The sequence below is a fragment of the Streptomyces sp. NPDC015220 genome (assembly GCF_043079345.1).
Taxonomy (GTDB): Bacteria; Actinomycetota; Actinomycetes; order Streptomycetales; family Streptomycetaceae; genus Streptomyces.
This window is the reverse complement of the sequence record NZ_JBIBUK010000001.1, coordinates 314,423-330,781: the sequence shown is the minus strand read 5'-3', so window position 1 is coordinate 330,781 and position 16,359 is coordinate 314,423. Positions and strand designations below refer to the sequence as shown.

Genomic DNA, 16,359 nt, shown 5'->3' with positions numbered 1-16,359 from the left:
CCGCAGCCGTGTACGGGAGCCGGACGAGCGTCGCCCGAACGGTCGATTTATCGCGCCGAAGTTGACGGAGCTACCTAGCGTGATGCCATGAGCACCACTCCGCGCACGCGTACCCGCACCGTCGTCAGCTGCGCCCTGCTGGTGTCCGCCCTCGGCGCGGGCGCCACCGCCTGCGGCCCGGGCGGCAACCCGCTGGCCGCCACCCCGTACGACGCGGCGGACGAGATCTCCTTCAGCGGTCCCACGGACGCCGGGAAGAAGGCCGATCCGGACAAGCCCCTGGTGGTCACCGCCGAGAGCTCGGACGGACGCATCACGGACGTCACGGCCACGGACTCCACGGGCCGTCACGTCTCCGGTGAGCTCGCCGCCGACGGCAGCCGCTGGCACAGCACCTCGGCGCTGGCCGCGGGCACCCACTACACGGTCACGGTGAGCACGGAGGACGACGACGGCGCACCAGGCCGCAAGGTCCTCACCTTCGACACCAGCAAGCCCACCGCCCAGAAGCACCTGAACGTGAAGTTCGGGCCGGACGCGGGCACCTACGGCGTCGGACAGCCCATCACGGCCGAACTGGACCAGCCCGTCAAGGACAAGGCCCAGCGCACCGTCGTGGAGCGCGGCCTGCGGGTCGAGTCCACGCCCGCCGTGCAGGGCTCCTGGTACTGGGTGGACGACAAGCACCTGCACTACCGTCCCAAGGGCTACTGGCCCGCCCACGCCACCGTCGCGGTCCGCAGCGACCTGGAGAACATCCGGATCGGCGACCGGCTGTGGGGCGGCGCCGCCAAGCCGCTGACCCTCACCACCGGCGACCGCGTCGTCGCCGTCACCGACGCCGCCGCGCACCGGCTGACGGTGTACCGGAACGACGAGAAGGTCAAGGAGATCCCCATCACCACGGGCAAGCCCGGCTTCGAGACCCGCAACGGCGTCAAGGTCATCCTGGCCAAGCAGTACCTCGTGCGGATGAAGAGCTCGACGATCGGCATCGCGGCGGGCTCGTCGGACTCCTACGACCTGTCGGTGTACTACGCCGCCCGGGTGACCTGGAGCGGGGAGTTCGTCCACGCCGCCCCCTGGTCCGTCGGCTCCCAGGGCATGGCCAACGTCAGCCACGGCTGCACCGGCATGAGCACCCCCAACGCCAAGTGGTTCTTCGACTTCGTCCACGAGGGCGACATCGTCCAGGTCGTCAACTCCAACGGCCGGCCGATGGAGACCTTCGACAACGGCTTCGGCGACTGGAACCTGGCCTGGCAGAAGTGGCAGCAGGGCAGCGCCCTGCACGGCGGTGCCCAGGGCGCCGGTACCCGGACGGACACGGCCGTACTGCGCCCGATGAGCCTCTGAGGCGACCCACCCGGGAGCAGGGAACGGGGGCCGCACCGGTGTGCGGCCCCCGCCTCGTGTGCGCGCGGCCCGGAGCCGCGGGACCGGGCCGTCCCAAGCCGTCAGGCCCCCGCCAGCGCCTTCTTCCTCAGCAGCCCCGCCAGCGCGGCGGCGAACTCCACCGGCTCCACCGGCAGCGTCACCGCCGCGTCGGCCCGGCTCCAGGTGGCCAGCCACGCGTCCTGGGGCCGGCCGATGAGCAGCAGCACCGGCGGGCACCGGAACACCTCGTCCTTGATCTGCCGGCACAGTCCCATGCCGCCCATGGGCACGGCCTCGCCGTCCAGGACGCAGACGTCGATCCCGCCCCTGTCCAGCTCCTTGAGCACCGCGGCGGGCGTGGCGCACTCCAGGAACTCCACGACGGGCGCGTCCTGGGCCGGCCTGCGGCCGGTGGCCAGCCGGACCTGCTCCCGGGTGCCTGCGTCGTCGCTGTAGACCAGCACCGTGGCGGTCGCCTGCATTGTTCCTCCACGCATCTCAGAACAGCATTGGTCGGGAACTCATCGGGAACTTCCGGGTACCGATGGCGCGGATGCTACTCCTCCCGACTCGTGGTCAACACCGCCTGGAACACGTCTTCGATGGGCCATACGGGCTGGACACACCCCCCAGACACTCCGAACGGCACCCCCCGGAGTGAGGGCGGGATAAGCGACCGACATAATGTCGGTCGTGGCGACAGCAACGACAGTAGAAACCGGGCACGCGCACCCGTCGGTCAACAGGCCGAACCTCACCAGCGTCGGAACCATCATCTGGCTGAGTTCCGAGCTGATGTTCTTCGCGGCCCTCTTCGCGATGTACTTCACCCTGCGATCGGTGACGGGTCCGGCGCACTGGAAGGAGATGGCGGACCACCTCAACGTCCCCTTCTCGTCGGCGAACACCACGATCCTGGTGCTCTCCTCCCTCACCTGCCAGCTCGGCGTCTTCGCCGCGGAGCGCGGTGACGTGAAGAAGCTCCGGGGGTGGTTCATCCTCACCTTCATCATGGGTGCGATCTTCATCGGCGGTCAGATCTACGAGTACACCAGCCTGGTGAAGGAGGACGGGCTCTCCCTGTCCTCCGACCCGTACGGCTCGGTGTTCTACCTGACCACCGGCTTCCACGGCCTGCACGTGACGGGCGGTCTCATCGCCTTCCTGCTGGTCCTCGGCCGCACCTACGCGGCCCGGAGGTTCACCCACGAGCAGGCGACCGCGGCCATCGTCGTGTCCTACTACTGGCACTTCGTCGATGTCGTCTGGATCGGCCTCTTCGCCACGATCTACCTGATCAAGTAGCCGACGAACCGATCCAAGTCCGCATTGCATCGACGCAGAAGATCCTGACACCGGGGTAATCCGTGAAAAAGCTCTCCGCACGACGACGCCATCCGCTGGCGGCGGTCGTCGTCCTACTTCTCGCGCTGGCGGCCACGGGGGGGCTGTACACCGCGTTCGCGCCCGCGAGCAAGGCGAAGGCCGACGACTCCGCCCAGTCCCTCACCATCGAGGAGGGCAAGAAGCTCTACGAGGTCGGCTGCGCAAGCTGCCACGGCAAGGGTGGTCAGGGCACCACTGACGGTCCGAGCCTCGCGGGCGTGGGCGCGGCGGCAGTCGACTTCCAGGTCGGCACCGGCCGCATGCCGGCACAGCAGCCGGGCGCGCAGATCCCGCGCAAGAAGGTCATCTACACCCAGGCCGAGATCGACCAGCTGGCGGCGTACATCGCCTCCCTGGGCGCCGGTCCCGCCGTGCCGACGAAGAACCAGTACAGCCCGGAGGGCGCGGACATCGCCAAGGGCGGTGAGCTGTTCCGCACCAACTGCGCGCAGTGCCACAACTTCACCGGCAAGGGTGGTGCGCTCACGCACGGCAAGTTCGCCCCGGACCTCGAGGGCGTTCAGCCGAAGCACATCTACGAGGCCATGCAGACCGGCCCGCAGAACATGCCCTCCTTCCCCGACACCACGATGTCGGAGAAGAACAAGAAGGACATCATCGCGTACCTGAACGCGGTCAACAGCGACAAGACGGAGAACCCCGGCGGTCTCGAGCTGGGCGGCCTCGGGCCGGTCAGTGAGGGTCTCTTCGCTTGGATCTTCGGACTCGGCGCGCTGATCGCCGTCGCCGTGTGGGTCGCCGCCCGGACCGCAAAGGCCAAGAAGTCATGAGTAGCCAAGACATTCCAGAAGAGAACCTGCCCGCAGAGCAGGGCACGGCGCACGGCGCCGTAGGCGTCGCGGACGAGAAGAACCCGTTCGCCGACCCGGGCCTGCCGCCGCACGAGCACCGGATCCAGGACGTCGACGAGCGGGCCGCCAGGCGGTCCGAGCGCGTCGTCGCCATGCTGTTCACGGTGTCGATGCTGGCCACCATCGGCTTCATCGTCTCCTACGTGGCGATCCCGAACGACAAGTCGATCTACGTCTGGCCGCTCGGGCACATCAGCGCGATGAACTTCGCGCTGGGCCTGACGCTGGGCGTGGCGCTGTTCTGCATCGGCGCGGGCGCGGTCCACTGGGCGCGCACGCTGATGTCGGACGCGGAGGTCGCCGACGAGCGTCACCCGATCGAGGCGTCGCCCGAAGTCCGTGCGAAGGTCCACGCGGACTTCAAGCAGGGTGCCAAGGAGTCCGCGATCGGCCGCCGGCCGCTGATCCGCAACACCATGCTGGGCGCGCTCACGCTGGTGCCGTTCTCCGGTCTGTTCCTGCTGCGCGACCTGGGCCCGCTGCCCAAGGAGACGCTCCGGCACACGATGTGGGCCAAGGGCAAGCGCCTGGTGAACATGAACACCAACCTGCCGCTGCGTCCCGAGGACGTCCAGGTCGGTTCTCTCACCTTCGCCAAGCCCGACGGCCTGGAGGAGGCGAACGAGGACTTCCAGACCGAGATCGCCAAGGCCGCCCTGATGATCGTCCGGCTCCAGCCGGAGAACATCAAGGACAAGCGCGAGCTGGACTGGTCCCACCAGGGTGTCGTGGCCTACTCGAAGATCTGCACCCACGTGGGCTGCCCGATCTCCCTGTACGAGCAGCAGACGCACCACGTGCTGTGCCCGTGCCACCAGTCCACCTTCGACCTCTCCGACGGAGCCCGAGTGATCTTCGGTCCCGCCGGTCACGCCCTGCCGCAGCTGCGCATCGGCGTGGACAGTGAGGGTTACCTCCAGGCGCTCGGCGACTTCGAGGAGCCCGTCGGTCCTGCATTCTGGGAGCGCGGATGAGTACTTCAGCGAGCAACGAGCCGACCCGCTCGCGCGGGAAGGCACCGGCCGGCGAGAAGCTCGCCGACTGGGCCGACGGCCGGCTGGGCATCTACAGCCTGGCCAAGGCCAACATGCGCAAGATCTTCCCCGACCACTGGTCGTTCATGCTGGGTGAGGTCTGCCTCTACAGCTTCCTGATCATCATCCTCACGGGTGTGTATCTGACGCTGTTCTTCCACCCGTCGATGAACGAGGTGGTCTACCACGGCAGCTACGTCCCGCTCCAGGGACAGCTGATGAGCGAGGCGTTCAACTCGACCCTGCACATCTCCTTCGAGGTGCGCGGTGGTCTGCTCATCCGGCAGATCCACCACTGGGCCGCGCTGATCTTCCTCGCCGGCATGTTCGTGCACATGATGCGCGTGTTCTTCACCGGCGCGTTCCGCAAGCCGCGTGAGGTCAACTGGCTGTTCGGCTTCCTGCTGTTCGTCCTGGGCATGTTCACCGGCTTCACCGGTTACTCGCTCCCGGACGACCTGCTCTCCGGCACCGGTGTCCGCTTCATGGAGGGCGCGATCCTGTCCGTGCCGATCATCGGCACGTACATCTCGTACTTCCTCTTCGGCGGCGAGTTCCCCGGTCACGACTTCGTGGCCCGGTTCTACTCGATCCACATCCTGCTGCTGCCGGGCATCATGCTCGGCCTGGTGGTCGGCCACCTGATCCTGGTCTTCTACCACAAGCACACCCAGTTCGCGGGTCCCGGCAAGACCAACAACAACGTCGTCGGCATGCCGCTGCTGCCGGTCTACATGGCCAAGGCCGGAGGCTTCTTCTTCCTGGTCTTCGGCGCCATCGCGGCCATCGCGGCGATCGCGCAGATCAACCCGATCTGGGCCATCGGCCCCTACCGGCCGGACCAGGTGTCCACCGGCGCCCAGCCCGACTGGTACATGGGCATGGCCGAGGGTCTGATCCGCGCCATGCCGGGCTGGGAGATCAACTTCTGGGGCCACACCCTGGTCCTGGGCGTGTTCATCCCGCTGGCGCTGTTCGGCGTGGTCCTCGCGGCCATCGCGCTCTACCCGTTCATCGAGGCCTGGGTCACCGGTGACCGTCGCGAGCACCACATCCTGGACCGTCCGCGCAACGTCCCGACCCGTACGGCCTTCGGCGCCGCCTGGATCGCCTGGTACTTCGTGCTGCTGGTCGGCGGTGGCAACGACCTGTGGGCCACCCACTTCCACCTGTCGATCAACGCGATCACCTGGTTCGTGCGCATCGCGTTCTTCGTGGCGCCGGTGGTCACGTTCGTCGTCACCAAGCGGATCTGCCTCGGCCTCCAGCGCCGGGACAAGGACAAGGTGCTGCACGGCCGCGAGTCGGGCATCATCAAGCGCCTGCCGCACGGCGAGTTCATCGAGGTCCACGAGCCGCTCAGCCAGGAGCAGCTCTACACCCTGACGGCCCACACGCAGTACGAGCCGGTCGAGATCGGCCCGACGGTCGACGAGAACGGTGTCGAGCGCAAGGTCGCGGGTACGGCGAAGCTGCGCGCCAAGCTCAGCAACGCCTACTACGGCGAGGACAACCAGATCCCGAAGCCGACTGTCGAGGAGTACAAGGAGATCACGAGTGGCCACGGCCACCACTGATCACTGAACCCTGAGCGTCGCCACGCCACGGTCGAAGGGCCCCGTCCGAACCCCGGACGGGGCCCTTCGCGGTGCCCGGGGCTGGATAGGGTGGTACCTGTTCGAGACATGTGTCCCGCGGGCCGGGACACCGACCCAGGAGCGGCTTATGAGCGCTGTGACCCCCGCTGGAGGCGACACCGCGGCGGCCCGTTCCTGGCCCGCCCTGCTGAACGGCCTGCTGGAGCGGCGGGACCTCACCGCCGACGACACCGCCTGGGCCATGGACAGGATCATGGGCGGCGAGGCGACGGACGCCCAGATCGCCGGGTTCGCGGTGGCGCTGCGGGCCAAGGGCGCGACCGTCGAGGAGATCACCGGGCTCGTCCGCACGATGTACGAGCACGCGAACGTGATCCAGGTGCCCGGCGCCACCGTCGACATCGTCGGCACGGGCGGCGACGGCGCGAAGACGGTGAACATCTCCACCATGTCGTCGATCGTCGTCGCCGGCTCGGGCGCGAAGGTCGTCAAGCACGGCAACCGGGCCGCTTCCTCCGCCTCCGGAGCGTCCGACGTGCTGGAGAAGCTGGGCGTCAACCTCGACCTGACCCCGCGGCGGGTGGTGGAGGTCGCCGAGGAAGCCGGCATCACCTTCTGCTTCGCGGTGAAGTTCCATCCGGCACTGCGCCATGTGGGCGCGGCCCGCGGTCAGTTGGGGATCCGGACGGTGTTCAACCTGCTGGGCCCGTTGACCAACCCGGCCAAGGTCAGGTCGCAGGCGGTCGGCGTCGCCGTGGCCCACGAGGCGCCGATCGTGGCGGGCGTCTTCGCCGAGCGCGGCAACTCCTCCCTGGTCTTCCGGGGCGACGACGGCCTCGACGAGCTGACCACCACCGCCACCTCCCGGGTGTGGGTGGTCCAGGACGGCCGGGTCACCGAGGAGACCTTCGACCCGCGGGACGTCGGTCTTGAGCTGGTGCCGGTGGAGGCGCTGCGCGGCGCCGACGCCTCGTACAACGCCGAGGTCGCGCGCCGGCTGCTGGACGGCGAGCGGGGCCCCGTGCGCGACGCCGTGCTGCTGAACTCGGCGGCGGCCCTGGTGGCCCTGGAGCCGGGCTCCGGGACGCTGGTGGAACGCATCCGCGCCGGGATGGAGCGGGCGGCGGAGTCGATCGACAGCGGTGCGGCCGGGCGCACGCTGGACCGCTGGGTGGCGGCCAGCAACGCGTAGCGCCCCCGCGAGGGCGTCCGCCGGGCCCGAGGGCCCCGGTGCCTGACGCCCCGGCCCGGCACGGCCCGCCGGGCGGCGCCCGACGGGCCGTGCGAGCGCGCGGTCCCGCGATCCGGACACGGGTTGCGGGACCGCGATCACTTCGCGTACGTTCCTGTCCAGGTCATGAGTGACAGCCATGTGGCCCCGGCCGGCTGTCCGGCAACCCTCCGTCCGTGGCGGGGTGCCCCGGGTGAAGACCAGGTCGTAGGCAGCGAGGTCTACGGCAAGCGCGGACCCCTCGCACGCTTCTCGGAAAGCGTGGGGCCAGGGGTCCTGGTCGTACGAGGGAGCCTTCCGTGAGCAAGCGAATGCGCTAGGGCCGCAGAGCCCCGCCTCCGCGTATCCCCTTTCACCTTTTCCCCGCGCCGAGCCGCAGCCGCGACCGGATCGTCGACCGTACCCGTGAAACGGCCGCTCGCGCGGTGAATTCAGCCTGCTCGCACGGGAGTTCCCCCATGTCTGTCTCCATCGCCGCCGCCGCCGACCGTTCCGTTCGCGCCCCGCTGCCCGTTCTGGGACGGGATGTCACCGTGCCGCTGGTGACCGGTGGCACGGTGCCCTACGCCGCCCTCGACTACGCGGCCAGCGCCCCCGCCCTCCAGCGGGTCTGGGACGACGTGGCGGCGTACGCGCCGTACTACGGCAGCGTCCACCGCGGCGCAGGCTACCTCTCCCAGCTCTCCACCGACCTGTTCGAGAACGCCCGCCGGACGGTCGCGGAGTTCCTCGGCTGCCGGGCGGAGGACCAGGTGGTGTTCACACGGTCCACCACCGACTCCCTCAACCTGCTGGCCCGCGCCCTGCCCGCCGGCTGCCGGGTGTTCGTGTTCGAGACCGAGCACCACGCCTCGCTGCTGCCGTGGCGCGACGCGCGGGTGACGTACCTCGACGCCCCGCGCACCCCGGAGCAGGCCGTGGCGACCCTGGAGCGGGCCCTCGCCGACCGCGAGCCGGGCCGCCCGGACGGGGAGCACCCCGAGGGCCCGGCGCTGGTCTGCGTCACCGGCGCCTCGAACGTCACTGGTGAGCTGTGGCCGGTACGGGAGCTGGCCGCGGTCGCCCACGCGCACGGCGCCCGGATCGTCCTGGACGCCGCCCAGCTCGCCCCGCACCACCCGGTGTCGGTGACGGATCTCGACGTCGACTGGGTCGCCTTCTCCGGCCACAAGCTCTACGCCCCGTTCGGCGCCGGCGTGCTGGCGGGCCGCGCGGACTGGCTGCGGGAGGCCGAGCCGTACCTGGCCGGCGGCGGCGCGAGCCGCAGGGTCGGCCGGCGCGCCGACGGGGGAGTGGACGTCGAGTGGCACCAGGACGCCGCCCGCCACGAGGCCGGCTCCCCGAACGTCATCGGCGCCTACGCCGTCGCCTCGGCCTGCAAGGCGCTGACGGAGGCCGGTTTCGACGCCCTCGTGGCCCGGGAGCGGTACCTGATCGGCAGGGTGCGCGCCGGGCTCGCCGAGGTGCCCGAGGTCAGGGTGCTGTCGCTGTTCGGGGACGACGCCCCGCGGGTCGGGGTGATCTCGTTCGTCGTCGAGGGCTGGAACAGCTCGCACTTCGCCGCCGCGCTCTCCGCCGAGTACGGCATCGGCGTGCGCGACGGACTGTTCTGCGCCCATCCGCTGGTGCGCACGCTGCTCGGCGGTGACCCGCAGGCCCAGGGCGAGTGCGGCGCCCCCGAGGCCGCGCCGGGGGAGAGGTCGCTGAACGCCGTCCGCGTCAGCTTCGGCGCCGGCACCCCCGACGAGCACGTCGAACGCTTCGTGACGGCGGTGCGGGAGCTGGTCCGCGACGGCGCGAAGTGGCGGTACCGCACCGAGGACGGCCGCTGCGTCCCCGCGGTGTGACCCGACGGCCCACGGAGGCGGTGTTCAGGCGGTCAGGAGTCCAGTCCGATCGCGAACGCCGCCTCCAGGTCGTGCTGCGAGTAGGTGCGGAACGCGACGTGCGTGTCCGTCGCCTCCACACCGGGGATCTTGCTGATCCGGCCCGGGATGATCTCCGCCAGGTCCTCGTGCCGGCCCGCCCGCACCATGGCGATCAGGTCGTAGGTCCCGGTGACGGAGAAGACCTCGCTCACGCTCTCCAGCGCGGCGATCCGCTCGGCGATCTCGGGAATCCGGTCCACGCTGGTCTTGATGAGGACGATCGCGGTGATCACGGCTGGTTCTCTCCCTCGGGGGCCGGAGCAGGGGCGGACTTCACTCTAGTCTCCCGTCCGTCCGCGGCCGCCGCCCCGCCGGGACGGCGCCGCGGCGCCCGCCCCCTCCCGAACCGCGCCCAGGCGTAGGCGAAGCCCAGGCCGAAACCCACCACGTGGGCCAGGTAGGCCACGCCGGGGCCCTGGGTGGCCCGGCCGGCCCCCAGCCACTGCAGGGCCGCCCAGAACGGCAGCACGATCCACGCGGGCAGCCGCAGCGGCAGGAAGAACAGGAAGGGCAGCACACTTGTCACCCGGGCCCGGGGGAACAGGTAGAGAAAGGCGCCGAGGACCGCGGAGATCGCCCCCGAGGCTCCCACCAGGGTCTGCTCGGAGGTGGCGTGGGCGGCGGCGTAGCCCAGCAGGGCGAGGTAGCCGCAGCCGACGTAGAACAGCGTGAACCGGACGCGGCCCATGCGTTCCTCGGTCATCGCCCCGAAGACGTGGAGGAAGAGCATGTTGCCGAGCAGATGCACCCAGCCGCCGTGCACGAACAGGGCCGTGGCGGGAGTGAGGGCGGCCCGCGGCGAGCCGGCGAACAGGTCGGCGGGGATCACGCCCCACCGCCGGAAGTAGGCCCGCTGGGCGCGCAGCAGCCCCTCTCCGGTGCCGTGGGCCGGATCGAGACCGGCTGCCGGACCGATCACGAAGACCAGGCAGCACAGGGCGATGAGGGCGGAGGTGACCGGCGCCGGCGTCGTCCGCACCGCCCTGAGGGCCCTGACCGTCCGGACGGCCACCGTGTTCCTGTAGCTGGTCATGTGCACAGAGCATGGCGTAACGGGACGCATCGGCACGGACCGCCTCGCCGCCGTGGACACCCGGGCGGCGAGTGCCCGGCAGGCCGTAGGGTTACGAGCCAACGCCCGGGAAGGCCGGCGCGTCACGGACACGAGAAGAAAGCGAGCGGCCACGATGACGGTTCCCCCGCCGACCGCCACGACGCGGTGGCGCTGCACCCTCTGCGGCAACCTCACCCGCTTCGACGTGACGCGTTCGTCGAAGGTCGTCGAGTACGTCCACCTCGATCTGGCCGGCGAACCCACGGTCGAGGAGCGCGAAGTGGTCAGTGAGACCATCGAGTCGGTGCGCTGCCGCTGGTGCAACGCACTGGACCAGGTGGAACTCGTGGACAGGCCGGGCGCCGGCTCCTGAGCGGAGCGGTTCCCGCACAGGCGGCCCCCCGGGGGGCCGGGCTAGGCATTGGGGTGACGGATGGCGGAGACACGAGGCGGGGAGCCGGGCGACGGCGCCGCTGAGGTGCTCGACCGTCCGCTGCCCGACGGCGTGCGCCGCCGGGTCGTGCAGATCGTGGCCGACGCCTTCGGCCGGCTGACCGTCGGCGAGCTGCCGGCCCAGCTGCGGCAGTACGCCCGGTTCGCCCCCAACCGCCGGGCGAAGTTCGCGGGCAACGCGATGGCGGCGGCGCTGGAGAGCGACCCCCTGTTCCGGCAGCGGGTCGGGGAGAAGTTCAGGGAGGACCAGCCGGAACTGTCCGACGCGCTGGACTCCTGCTCCCCGCCCCCGGCCGCGGACCCGCTCGACGTGGCGGCCGCGGCCTACGTACTGCGGCCGGCGGGCTGGGTGAAGCTGGTGACCGCCGCCGGCGAGGAGGTCCAGCGGGCCCACGCCGAGCGCGCCGACGAGGAGAGCCGCGCCGAGCTGGAACGGCTGCGCGCGGATCTCGCGGCGGCCCGCGAGCAGACCCGCACGGAGACCGAACGGCTGCGCGCCGAACTGGACGCGGCCAGGAAAGAGACCGAGTCGCTGCACCGCAAGCTGCGCGCCGCGCTCAGCGACGTCAAACGCGGCGAGGCGGCGTTGCGCAGGGCGCGCGGCGAGACGGAGGCCGCGCGCGCCGAGGGCCAGACGCAGGTGTCGGCCGCCGAGAGCGAGACCCGGCGGCTCAAGGCGCGCCTGGCCGAGGCGGAGTCCGCCCTGGAGACCACCCGCCGGGCGGCCCGCGAGGGGCGCAGCGTGGAGGACATGAGGGTGCGGCTGCTGCTGGACACCGTGCTCGACGCGGCCCAGGGGCTGCGCCGGGAGCTGGCGCTGCCGCCGGTGTCCGTACGGCCCGCCGAGACCGTGGACGCGGTCGAGCCGGGGCGGATGACCCCCAAGGACATCGCCGCCCGCGCCCTGTCCGAGCACGACCCGGCCGTCCTCGACCAGCTGCTGGCGCTGCCGCAGGCGCACCTGGTCGTCGACGGCTACAACGTCACCAAGACCGGCTATCCCCAGATGCCGCTGGAGAAGCAGCGGCTCAGGCTGCTCGGACAGCTCTCGCAGCTGGCCGCGCAGACCGGGGCCGAGGTCACCTGCGTCTTCGACGGGGCCGAGCTGGCGGCGCCGGTGCTGCTGGCGCCGCCGCGCGGGATCCGGGTGCTGTTCTCCAAGCCGGGCGTCACGGCGGACGAGCTGATCCGCCAGCTGGTGCGCGCCGAGCCGCCCGGCCGGCCGGTCATCGTCGCCTCGACCGACCGCGAGGTGGCCGACGGGGTCGCCAAGGCGGGCGCGCGGCCGGTGGCGTCGGCGATGCTGCTCAAGCGCCTCTCGCGCGGCTGACGCCGCGCGACGGCGCTTCCCGCGCGGCCCGGGGGGCGCGCGACGGTGCTTCTCGCGTCGGCGATGCCGTGAAGCGATTCCCACGCGGCTGACGCCGCGCGACGGCGCTTCCCGCACGGCTGGGAGCCGGCGGCCGATGCGGGCGGGCCGGAGGTGCGAGGGGGCGTGCCGGAGGAGCGGACGGCCGTGCGCCCGCGGCAGGGAGTGGGGCGTGCGGCCGAGGCGGGCGTTCGCGAGCGGGCGAGCGGATCGCCCGACCGGGATCGGGCGATCGGGGACGAGCGGCCGGAAACGGGCATAAGGCAGTTCCGCCGCAATACCAACGCAGGCCCTTTATGCCCGAATTGGCGGCAGTGGTGCGCGACGTAGCGTCAACCTGACTTCACTTCTTGTGAGTTACGTGCAAGGAAACGTGTTGCGCGACAGGATTTTCTGCTGTGGGATTTGAATTAATCACGATGAGGTCACTAGGGTCGGCCTCGAACCTCCGAGCGGGTGATCACTCAGAAGAAGGAGCTCGCTTCCGTGGCGTCCCACCGTCGACCCAGACAGCCCAGCCGCGCACGTGTGACCGTGCTCACCACAGCAGCCGCAGCAGCCGTCGCGATCAGCGCACAGGCAGCCAACGCCGCGCCCAGCGCGAAGCCGAGCAAGGACGAGGTCAAGTCCAAGGTCGACAAGCTCTACGAGCAGGCGGAGCAGGCCACCGAGAAGTACAACGGGGCCAAGGAGAAGCAGGAGAAGCTCCAGAAGGAGATCTCCACCATCCAGGACAACGTCGCCCGCGGTCAGCAGGACCTCAACAAGCTGCGTGACAGCCTGGGTTCGCTCGCGGCCGGCCAGTACCGCTCGGGCGGCATCGACGCCTCGCTCCAGCTCTTCCTCTCCTCGCACCCGGACGACTACCTGGACAAGGCCTCCACGCTCGACCAGTTGAGCGGCCAGCAGGCCGACGCGCTGAAGAAGATCCAGGACAAGCAGCGCGAACTCGCCCAGGACCGTGCCGAGGCCACCGCCAAGCTCAAGGACCTCGCCGCCACCCGCACCGAACTGGGCAACAAGAAGAAGCAGGTCCAGGGCAAGCTCGCCGAGGCGCAGAAGCTGCTCAACTCCCTCACCGCGCAGGAGAAGGCGCAGCTCGCCGCCGAGCAGAGCCGCGCCAGCCGCGCCAGCGAGCGCGCCGCCCTGAGCGACCCCACGGCCCCGCCCGCCTCCTCCCACGCCTCCGGCAGGGCCGGCGCCGCCTTCTCCGCCGCCCAGAGCAAGATCGGCACCCCGTACGTCTACGGCGCCACCGGACCGTCCTCCTTCGACTGCTCGGGCCTGACCTCCTGGGCCTACGCCCAGGCCGGCGTGTCCATCCCCCGCACCTCGGAGGCGCAGGCCAACATCGGCACGCGCATCTACTCGCAGAGCCAGCTCCAGGTCGGCGACCTGGTGTTCTTCTTCAACGACATCCACCACGTCGGGCTCTACGCGGGCAACGGCCAGATCCTGCACGCCCCGCGGACCGGCACGGTCGTCCGCTACGAGTCCATGAGCACCATCGGCGGCCCGTTCATGTTCGGCGTCCGCGTCTGACGGACCCGCCGGAGAGCGGCCGTCCGCCCGAACGGGCGAATCGCCACGGCTTCCGCCGACCCCCCGCCCCGCCCCTGACCTGTGTCGGAGGCGGGGCGCCGTGCTGTGCGCGGGACAAAGTCCCTTTGGCCGGCGCGGGTCCGCGCGGCTACTGTCTGCCGCGTTTCCCCGCCGCCGGGGCGCACCGCCCCCCGACGGCGGGGAAACGGTCCGCGTCCGCCAGTGGAGGGAGTTCGGCTTCCCGTGGGGTCCCATCGTCGCCTTGCACCGTCCGGGTCCGTCCGGAGCGCCGGCGCCACGCGCTCGGCCGTCACCGTGCTCTCCGTCGCGGCCGCCGCCCTCGGCAGCCTGCCGGCGACCTCCGCCGCCGCGCCGCACGGTGACGCCCGTACCGAGGTGGACCGGCTCTACCAGGAGGCCGAGAAGGCGACCGAGTCCTACGACCGGGCCGCCGAGCACGCCGGAGTGCTGCGCCGTCAGGTGCGCGACGCGCAGGACCGCATCGCCCGGCGGCAGCAGCGCGTCAACACCCTGCGCGACCAGCTCGGTTCCGTCGCCGGGGCGCAGTACCGCTCCGGCGGCCTCGACCCGTCCGTCGCCCTGCTGCTGGCCCGGGACCCGGCCGACTACCTGGAGAAGGCGGCCACGCTCGACCGGATCGGCGCGCACCAGGCGGAGGAACTGCGGGCCCTGCGCACCGCCCTGCGTGAACTCGCCCAGGAGCGCACGGAGGCCACCCGCGCCCTCGTCGAGCTGCGCAGGAGCCGCACGGCGGTGCTCTCCCACAAGCACACCGTGGAGCGGAAACTGGCCCGCGCCCGGAAGCTGCTCAACTCCCTCTCCCCGGCCGAGCGGGCGGCCTACGGCCGGACCTCCCGTTTCGGCCGCGACGCCTTCCTGCCCGGCCTCGACGGCGGTCCGGCCGCCTCGGCCCGGGCGGCCGCCGCCGTGGCCGCCGCCCGCTCCGCACTGGGCCGCCCCTACGTCTGGGGTGCCAACGGGCCCTCGGGCTTCGACTGTTCGGGCCTGATGCAGTGGTCGTACGGGCAGGCCGGGGTGCGGCTGCCGCGCACCTCGCAGGAACAGCGGTACGCCGGCCGGCGCGTCCCGCTCTCCCAGGCCCGGCCAGGCGACCTCGTCGTCTACCGGTCCGACGCCGGCCACGTGGCGATGTACGTGGGCCACGGCCGGGTGATCCACGCCCCCTACCCGGGCGCCCCCGTGCGCTACGACCCGGTGAACATGATGCCGGTGTCCTCGGTCACCAGGGTCTGACGGGCGCCCGCCTCCCACCGTACGATCGGGAAATGGCTGGTCGAAGGCGGTTGTCGGGCTCCTCGGCGGCGGTGGCGTGCCTGCTGCTGGCATCACTGACCGCGTGCGGCGGGCACCCGCCGGCCGACACCGCCCGGCGCCAGGTGCAGCAGCTCCTCGACCTGCGGGCCGCGGCGGTCCTGCACCACGACCCGGCGGCGTACGCGGCCACCGGCGCCCGGGCGCCGTACGCCGCCCTGAAGGCAGTGCCCTTCGACGCCTGGTCCTACCGGGTGACCGCGCTGCGCCGGGGCGCCGGCACGGCCACCGCCGACGCCGAGCTGCGCTACCGGGTGACCGGCTACGACAAGGCGCCCGTCACCGTGGGCCGTACTCTTACCCTGTCCACCACGGCCGACGGCAAGTGGTACGTCACCTCCGACCGGCCCGCGCGGAAGTCCGCCCAGCAACTGTGGGACCAGGGCCCGGTGACCGTGGTCCGCGGCGCGCACAGCATCGTCCTCGGCGCCGGGCAGAGCGACGCCTCCCTGCGCGGCTACGCGGGCCTGGCCGACCGCGCGGTGCCGGCGGTCTCGCGGGCGTGGGGCACGGACTGGAGCCGCCGGGTCGTGGTGCTGGTGCCCGGCTCCCTGGACCGGATGGCCGCGCTGCTCGGCGCGCCCGCCGCCGACTACCGGGGGATCGCCGCCGTCACCACCGGCCAGACGGGCGGCGGGGACCGGGGGCCCGCGGACCGGATCATCGTCAACCCGGACGCGTACGGCGTGCTCGGACCGCTCGGCAAGCAGGTCGTGCTGACCCACGAGACCACCCACGTCGCCACCCGCGCCCACACCGACGCGGCCACCCCCCTGTGGCTCTCCGAGGGCTACGCCGACTGGGTGGGCTACCGCGGCGCCGGGCGCACCCCCGAGCAGGTCGCGCCGGAACTCCAGCGCGCGGTGTCCGGCGGCCGCGTGCCGACCGCCCTGCCCGCCGACGGGGACTTCGGCTTCGCCGGGGACGCGGCCCGCCTCGCGCGGGCCTACGAGGGCGGCTGGCTGGCCTGCCGGATGATCGCCGCGCACTGGGGCGAGGACCGGCTGGAAGCGTTCTACCGGGCCGTCGGCGCGCACGGCGAGCGGGCGGGCGCGGTCGAGGGCGCGCTGCGCGAGGTGCTGGGCACGACCCTGGAGGAGTTCACCGACCGGTGGCGGGAGTACCTGCGGGCGCAACTGGGGTGAGCGGCGGCCGGCCCGTG

15 protein-coding genes and 1 riboswitch are annotated in these 16,359 nt (G+C 71.6%); of the genes, 12 read left to right on the top strand and 3 right to left on the bottom strand.

What is annotated here, in order from left to right:
• Positions 1 to 87: 87 nt before the first annotated feature.
• Entirely contained in the window at positions 88 to 1,356 is a 1,269-nt protein-coding gene (locus tag ACF061_RS01805) for an Ig-like domain-containing protein (protein ID WP_392264798.1), read from the top strand.
• Positions 1,357 to 1,457: 101 nt separating this feature from the next.
• Here ACF061_RS01805 and ACF061_RS01800 read toward each other — a convergent pair whose 3' ends face one another.
• Complete coding sequence (locus tag ACF061_RS01800) at positions 1,458 to 1,859, bottom strand: hypothetical protein (protein ID WP_392264797.1); 402 nt, start codon at positions 1,857 to 1,859, stop codon at positions 1,458 to 1,460.
• Between the two features lie 202 nt (positions 1,860 to 2,061).
• On the opposite strand from ACF061_RS01800, the gene ACF061_RS01795 reads away from it, so the two are divergent.
• The 6 genes from ACF061_RS01795 to ACF061_RS01770 all read left to right on the top strand — a co-directional run bounded on the left by ACF061_RS01795 (position 2,062) and on the right by ACF061_RS01770 (position 9,345).
• Positions 2,062 to 2,682: a heme-copper oxidase subunit III gene (locus ACF061_RS01795; RefSeq protein WP_392264796.1), complete on the top strand. Its 621-nt coding sequence runs from the start codon at positions 2,062 to 2,064 to the stop codon at positions 2,680 to 2,682.
• A 62-nt stretch (positions 2,683 to 2,744) separates the two neighbouring features.
• The gene (locus ACF061_RS01790) at positions 2,745 to 3,554 is read left to right on the top strand and encodes a c-type cytochrome (RefSeq protein WP_392264795.1); all 810 of its coding nucleotides are present in this window, start codon (positions 2,745 to 2,747) and stop codon (positions 3,552 to 3,554) included.
• Complete coding sequence (locus ACF061_RS01785) at positions 3,551 to 4,609, top strand: Rieske 2Fe-2S domain-containing protein (RefSeq protein WP_392264794.1); 1,059 nt, start codon at positions 3,551 to 3,553, stop codon at positions 4,607 to 4,609. Before ACF061_RS01790 ends, ACF061_RS01785 begins: the two co-directional genes overlap by 4 nt.
• On the top strand, positions 4,606 to 6,246 hold the full coding sequence (locus ACF061_RS01780; protein WP_392264793.1) for a cytochrome bc complex cytochrome b subunit: 1,641 nt from the start codon (positions 4,606 to 4,608) through the stop codon (positions 6,244 to 6,246). Before ACF061_RS01785 ends, ACF061_RS01780 begins: the two co-directional genes overlap by 4 nt.
• Positions 6,247 to 6,394: 148 nt before the next feature.
• Positions 6,395 to 7,459 (top strand): anthranilate phosphoribosyltransferase, encoded by a 1,065-nt coding sequence (gene trpD, locus ACF061_RS01775; protein WP_392264792.1) that lies wholly within the window; start codon positions 6,395 to 6,397, stop codon positions 7,457 to 7,459.
• Positions 7,460 to 7,620: 161 nt separating this feature from the next.
• A riboswitch (SAM riboswitch) is annotated at positions 7,621 to 7,737 on the top strand.
• A gap of 219 nt (positions 7,738 to 7,956) precedes the next feature.
• Entirely contained in the window at positions 7,957 to 9,345 is a 1,389-nt protein-coding gene (locus ACF061_RS01770) for an aminotransferase class V-fold PLP-dependent enzyme (RefSeq protein WP_392264791.1), read from the top strand.
• A gap of 32 nt (positions 9,346 to 9,377) precedes the next feature.
• On the opposite strand, the gene ACF061_RS01765 is transcribed toward ACF061_RS01770, so the two are convergent.
• Positions 9,378 to 9,659, bottom strand: coding sequence for an Lrp/AsnC family transcriptional regulator (locus ACF061_RS01765; protein WP_392264790.1), 282 nt, complete (start codon positions 9,657 to 9,659; stop codon positions 9,378 to 9,380).
• Positions 9,656 to 10,459, bottom strand: coding sequence for a rhomboid family intramembrane serine protease (locus ACF061_RS01760; RefSeq protein WP_392264789.1), 804 nt, complete (start codon positions 10,457 to 10,459; stop codon positions 9,656 to 9,658). The genes ACF061_RS01765 and ACF061_RS01760 overlap by 4 nt, the downstream gene beginning before the upstream one ends.
• Before the next feature lie 154 nt (positions 10,460 to 10,613).
• Between ACF061_RS01760 and ACF061_RS01755 the strand changes: the two genes are divergently transcribed.
• The 5 genes from ACF061_RS01755 to ACF061_RS01735 all read left to right on the top strand — a co-directional run bounded on the left by ACF061_RS01755 (position 10,614) and on the right by ACF061_RS01735 (position 16,342).
• Positions 10,614 to 10,853, top strand: coding sequence for a hypothetical protein (locus ACF061_RS01755; protein ID WP_392264788.1), 240 nt, complete (start codon positions 10,614 to 10,616; stop codon positions 10,851 to 10,853).
• Positions 10,854 to 10,913: 60 nt separating this feature from the next.
• Positions 10,914 to 12,263, top strand: a complete 1,350-nt coding sequence (locus ACF061_RS01750; protein ID WP_392264787.1) for an NYN domain-containing protein — start codon at positions 10,914 to 10,916, stop codon at positions 12,261 to 12,263.
• A gap of 525 nt (positions 12,264 to 12,788) precedes the next feature.
• Positions 12,789 to 13,844 carry an NlpC/P60 family protein gene (locus tag ACF061_RS01745; RefSeq protein WP_392264786.1) on the top strand — a complete coding sequence of 352 codons (1,056 nt, stop codon included), beginning with the start codon at positions 12,789 to 12,791 and terminating at the stop codon, positions 13,842 to 13,844.
• 243 nt (positions 13,845 to 14,087) lie between these two features.
• A complete protein-coding gene (locus ACF061_RS01740) occupies positions 14,088 to 15,119 on the top strand; it encodes an NlpC/P60 family protein (protein ID WP_392264785.1) in 1,032 nt (343 codons plus the stop codon).
• Between the two features lie 32 nt (positions 15,120 to 15,151).
• Positions 15,152 to 16,342, top strand: coding sequence for a hypothetical protein (locus ACF061_RS01735; protein ID WP_392264784.1), 1,191 nt, complete (start codon positions 15,152 to 15,154; stop codon positions 16,340 to 16,342).
• Positions 16,343 to 16,359 lie beyond the last annotated feature (17 nt).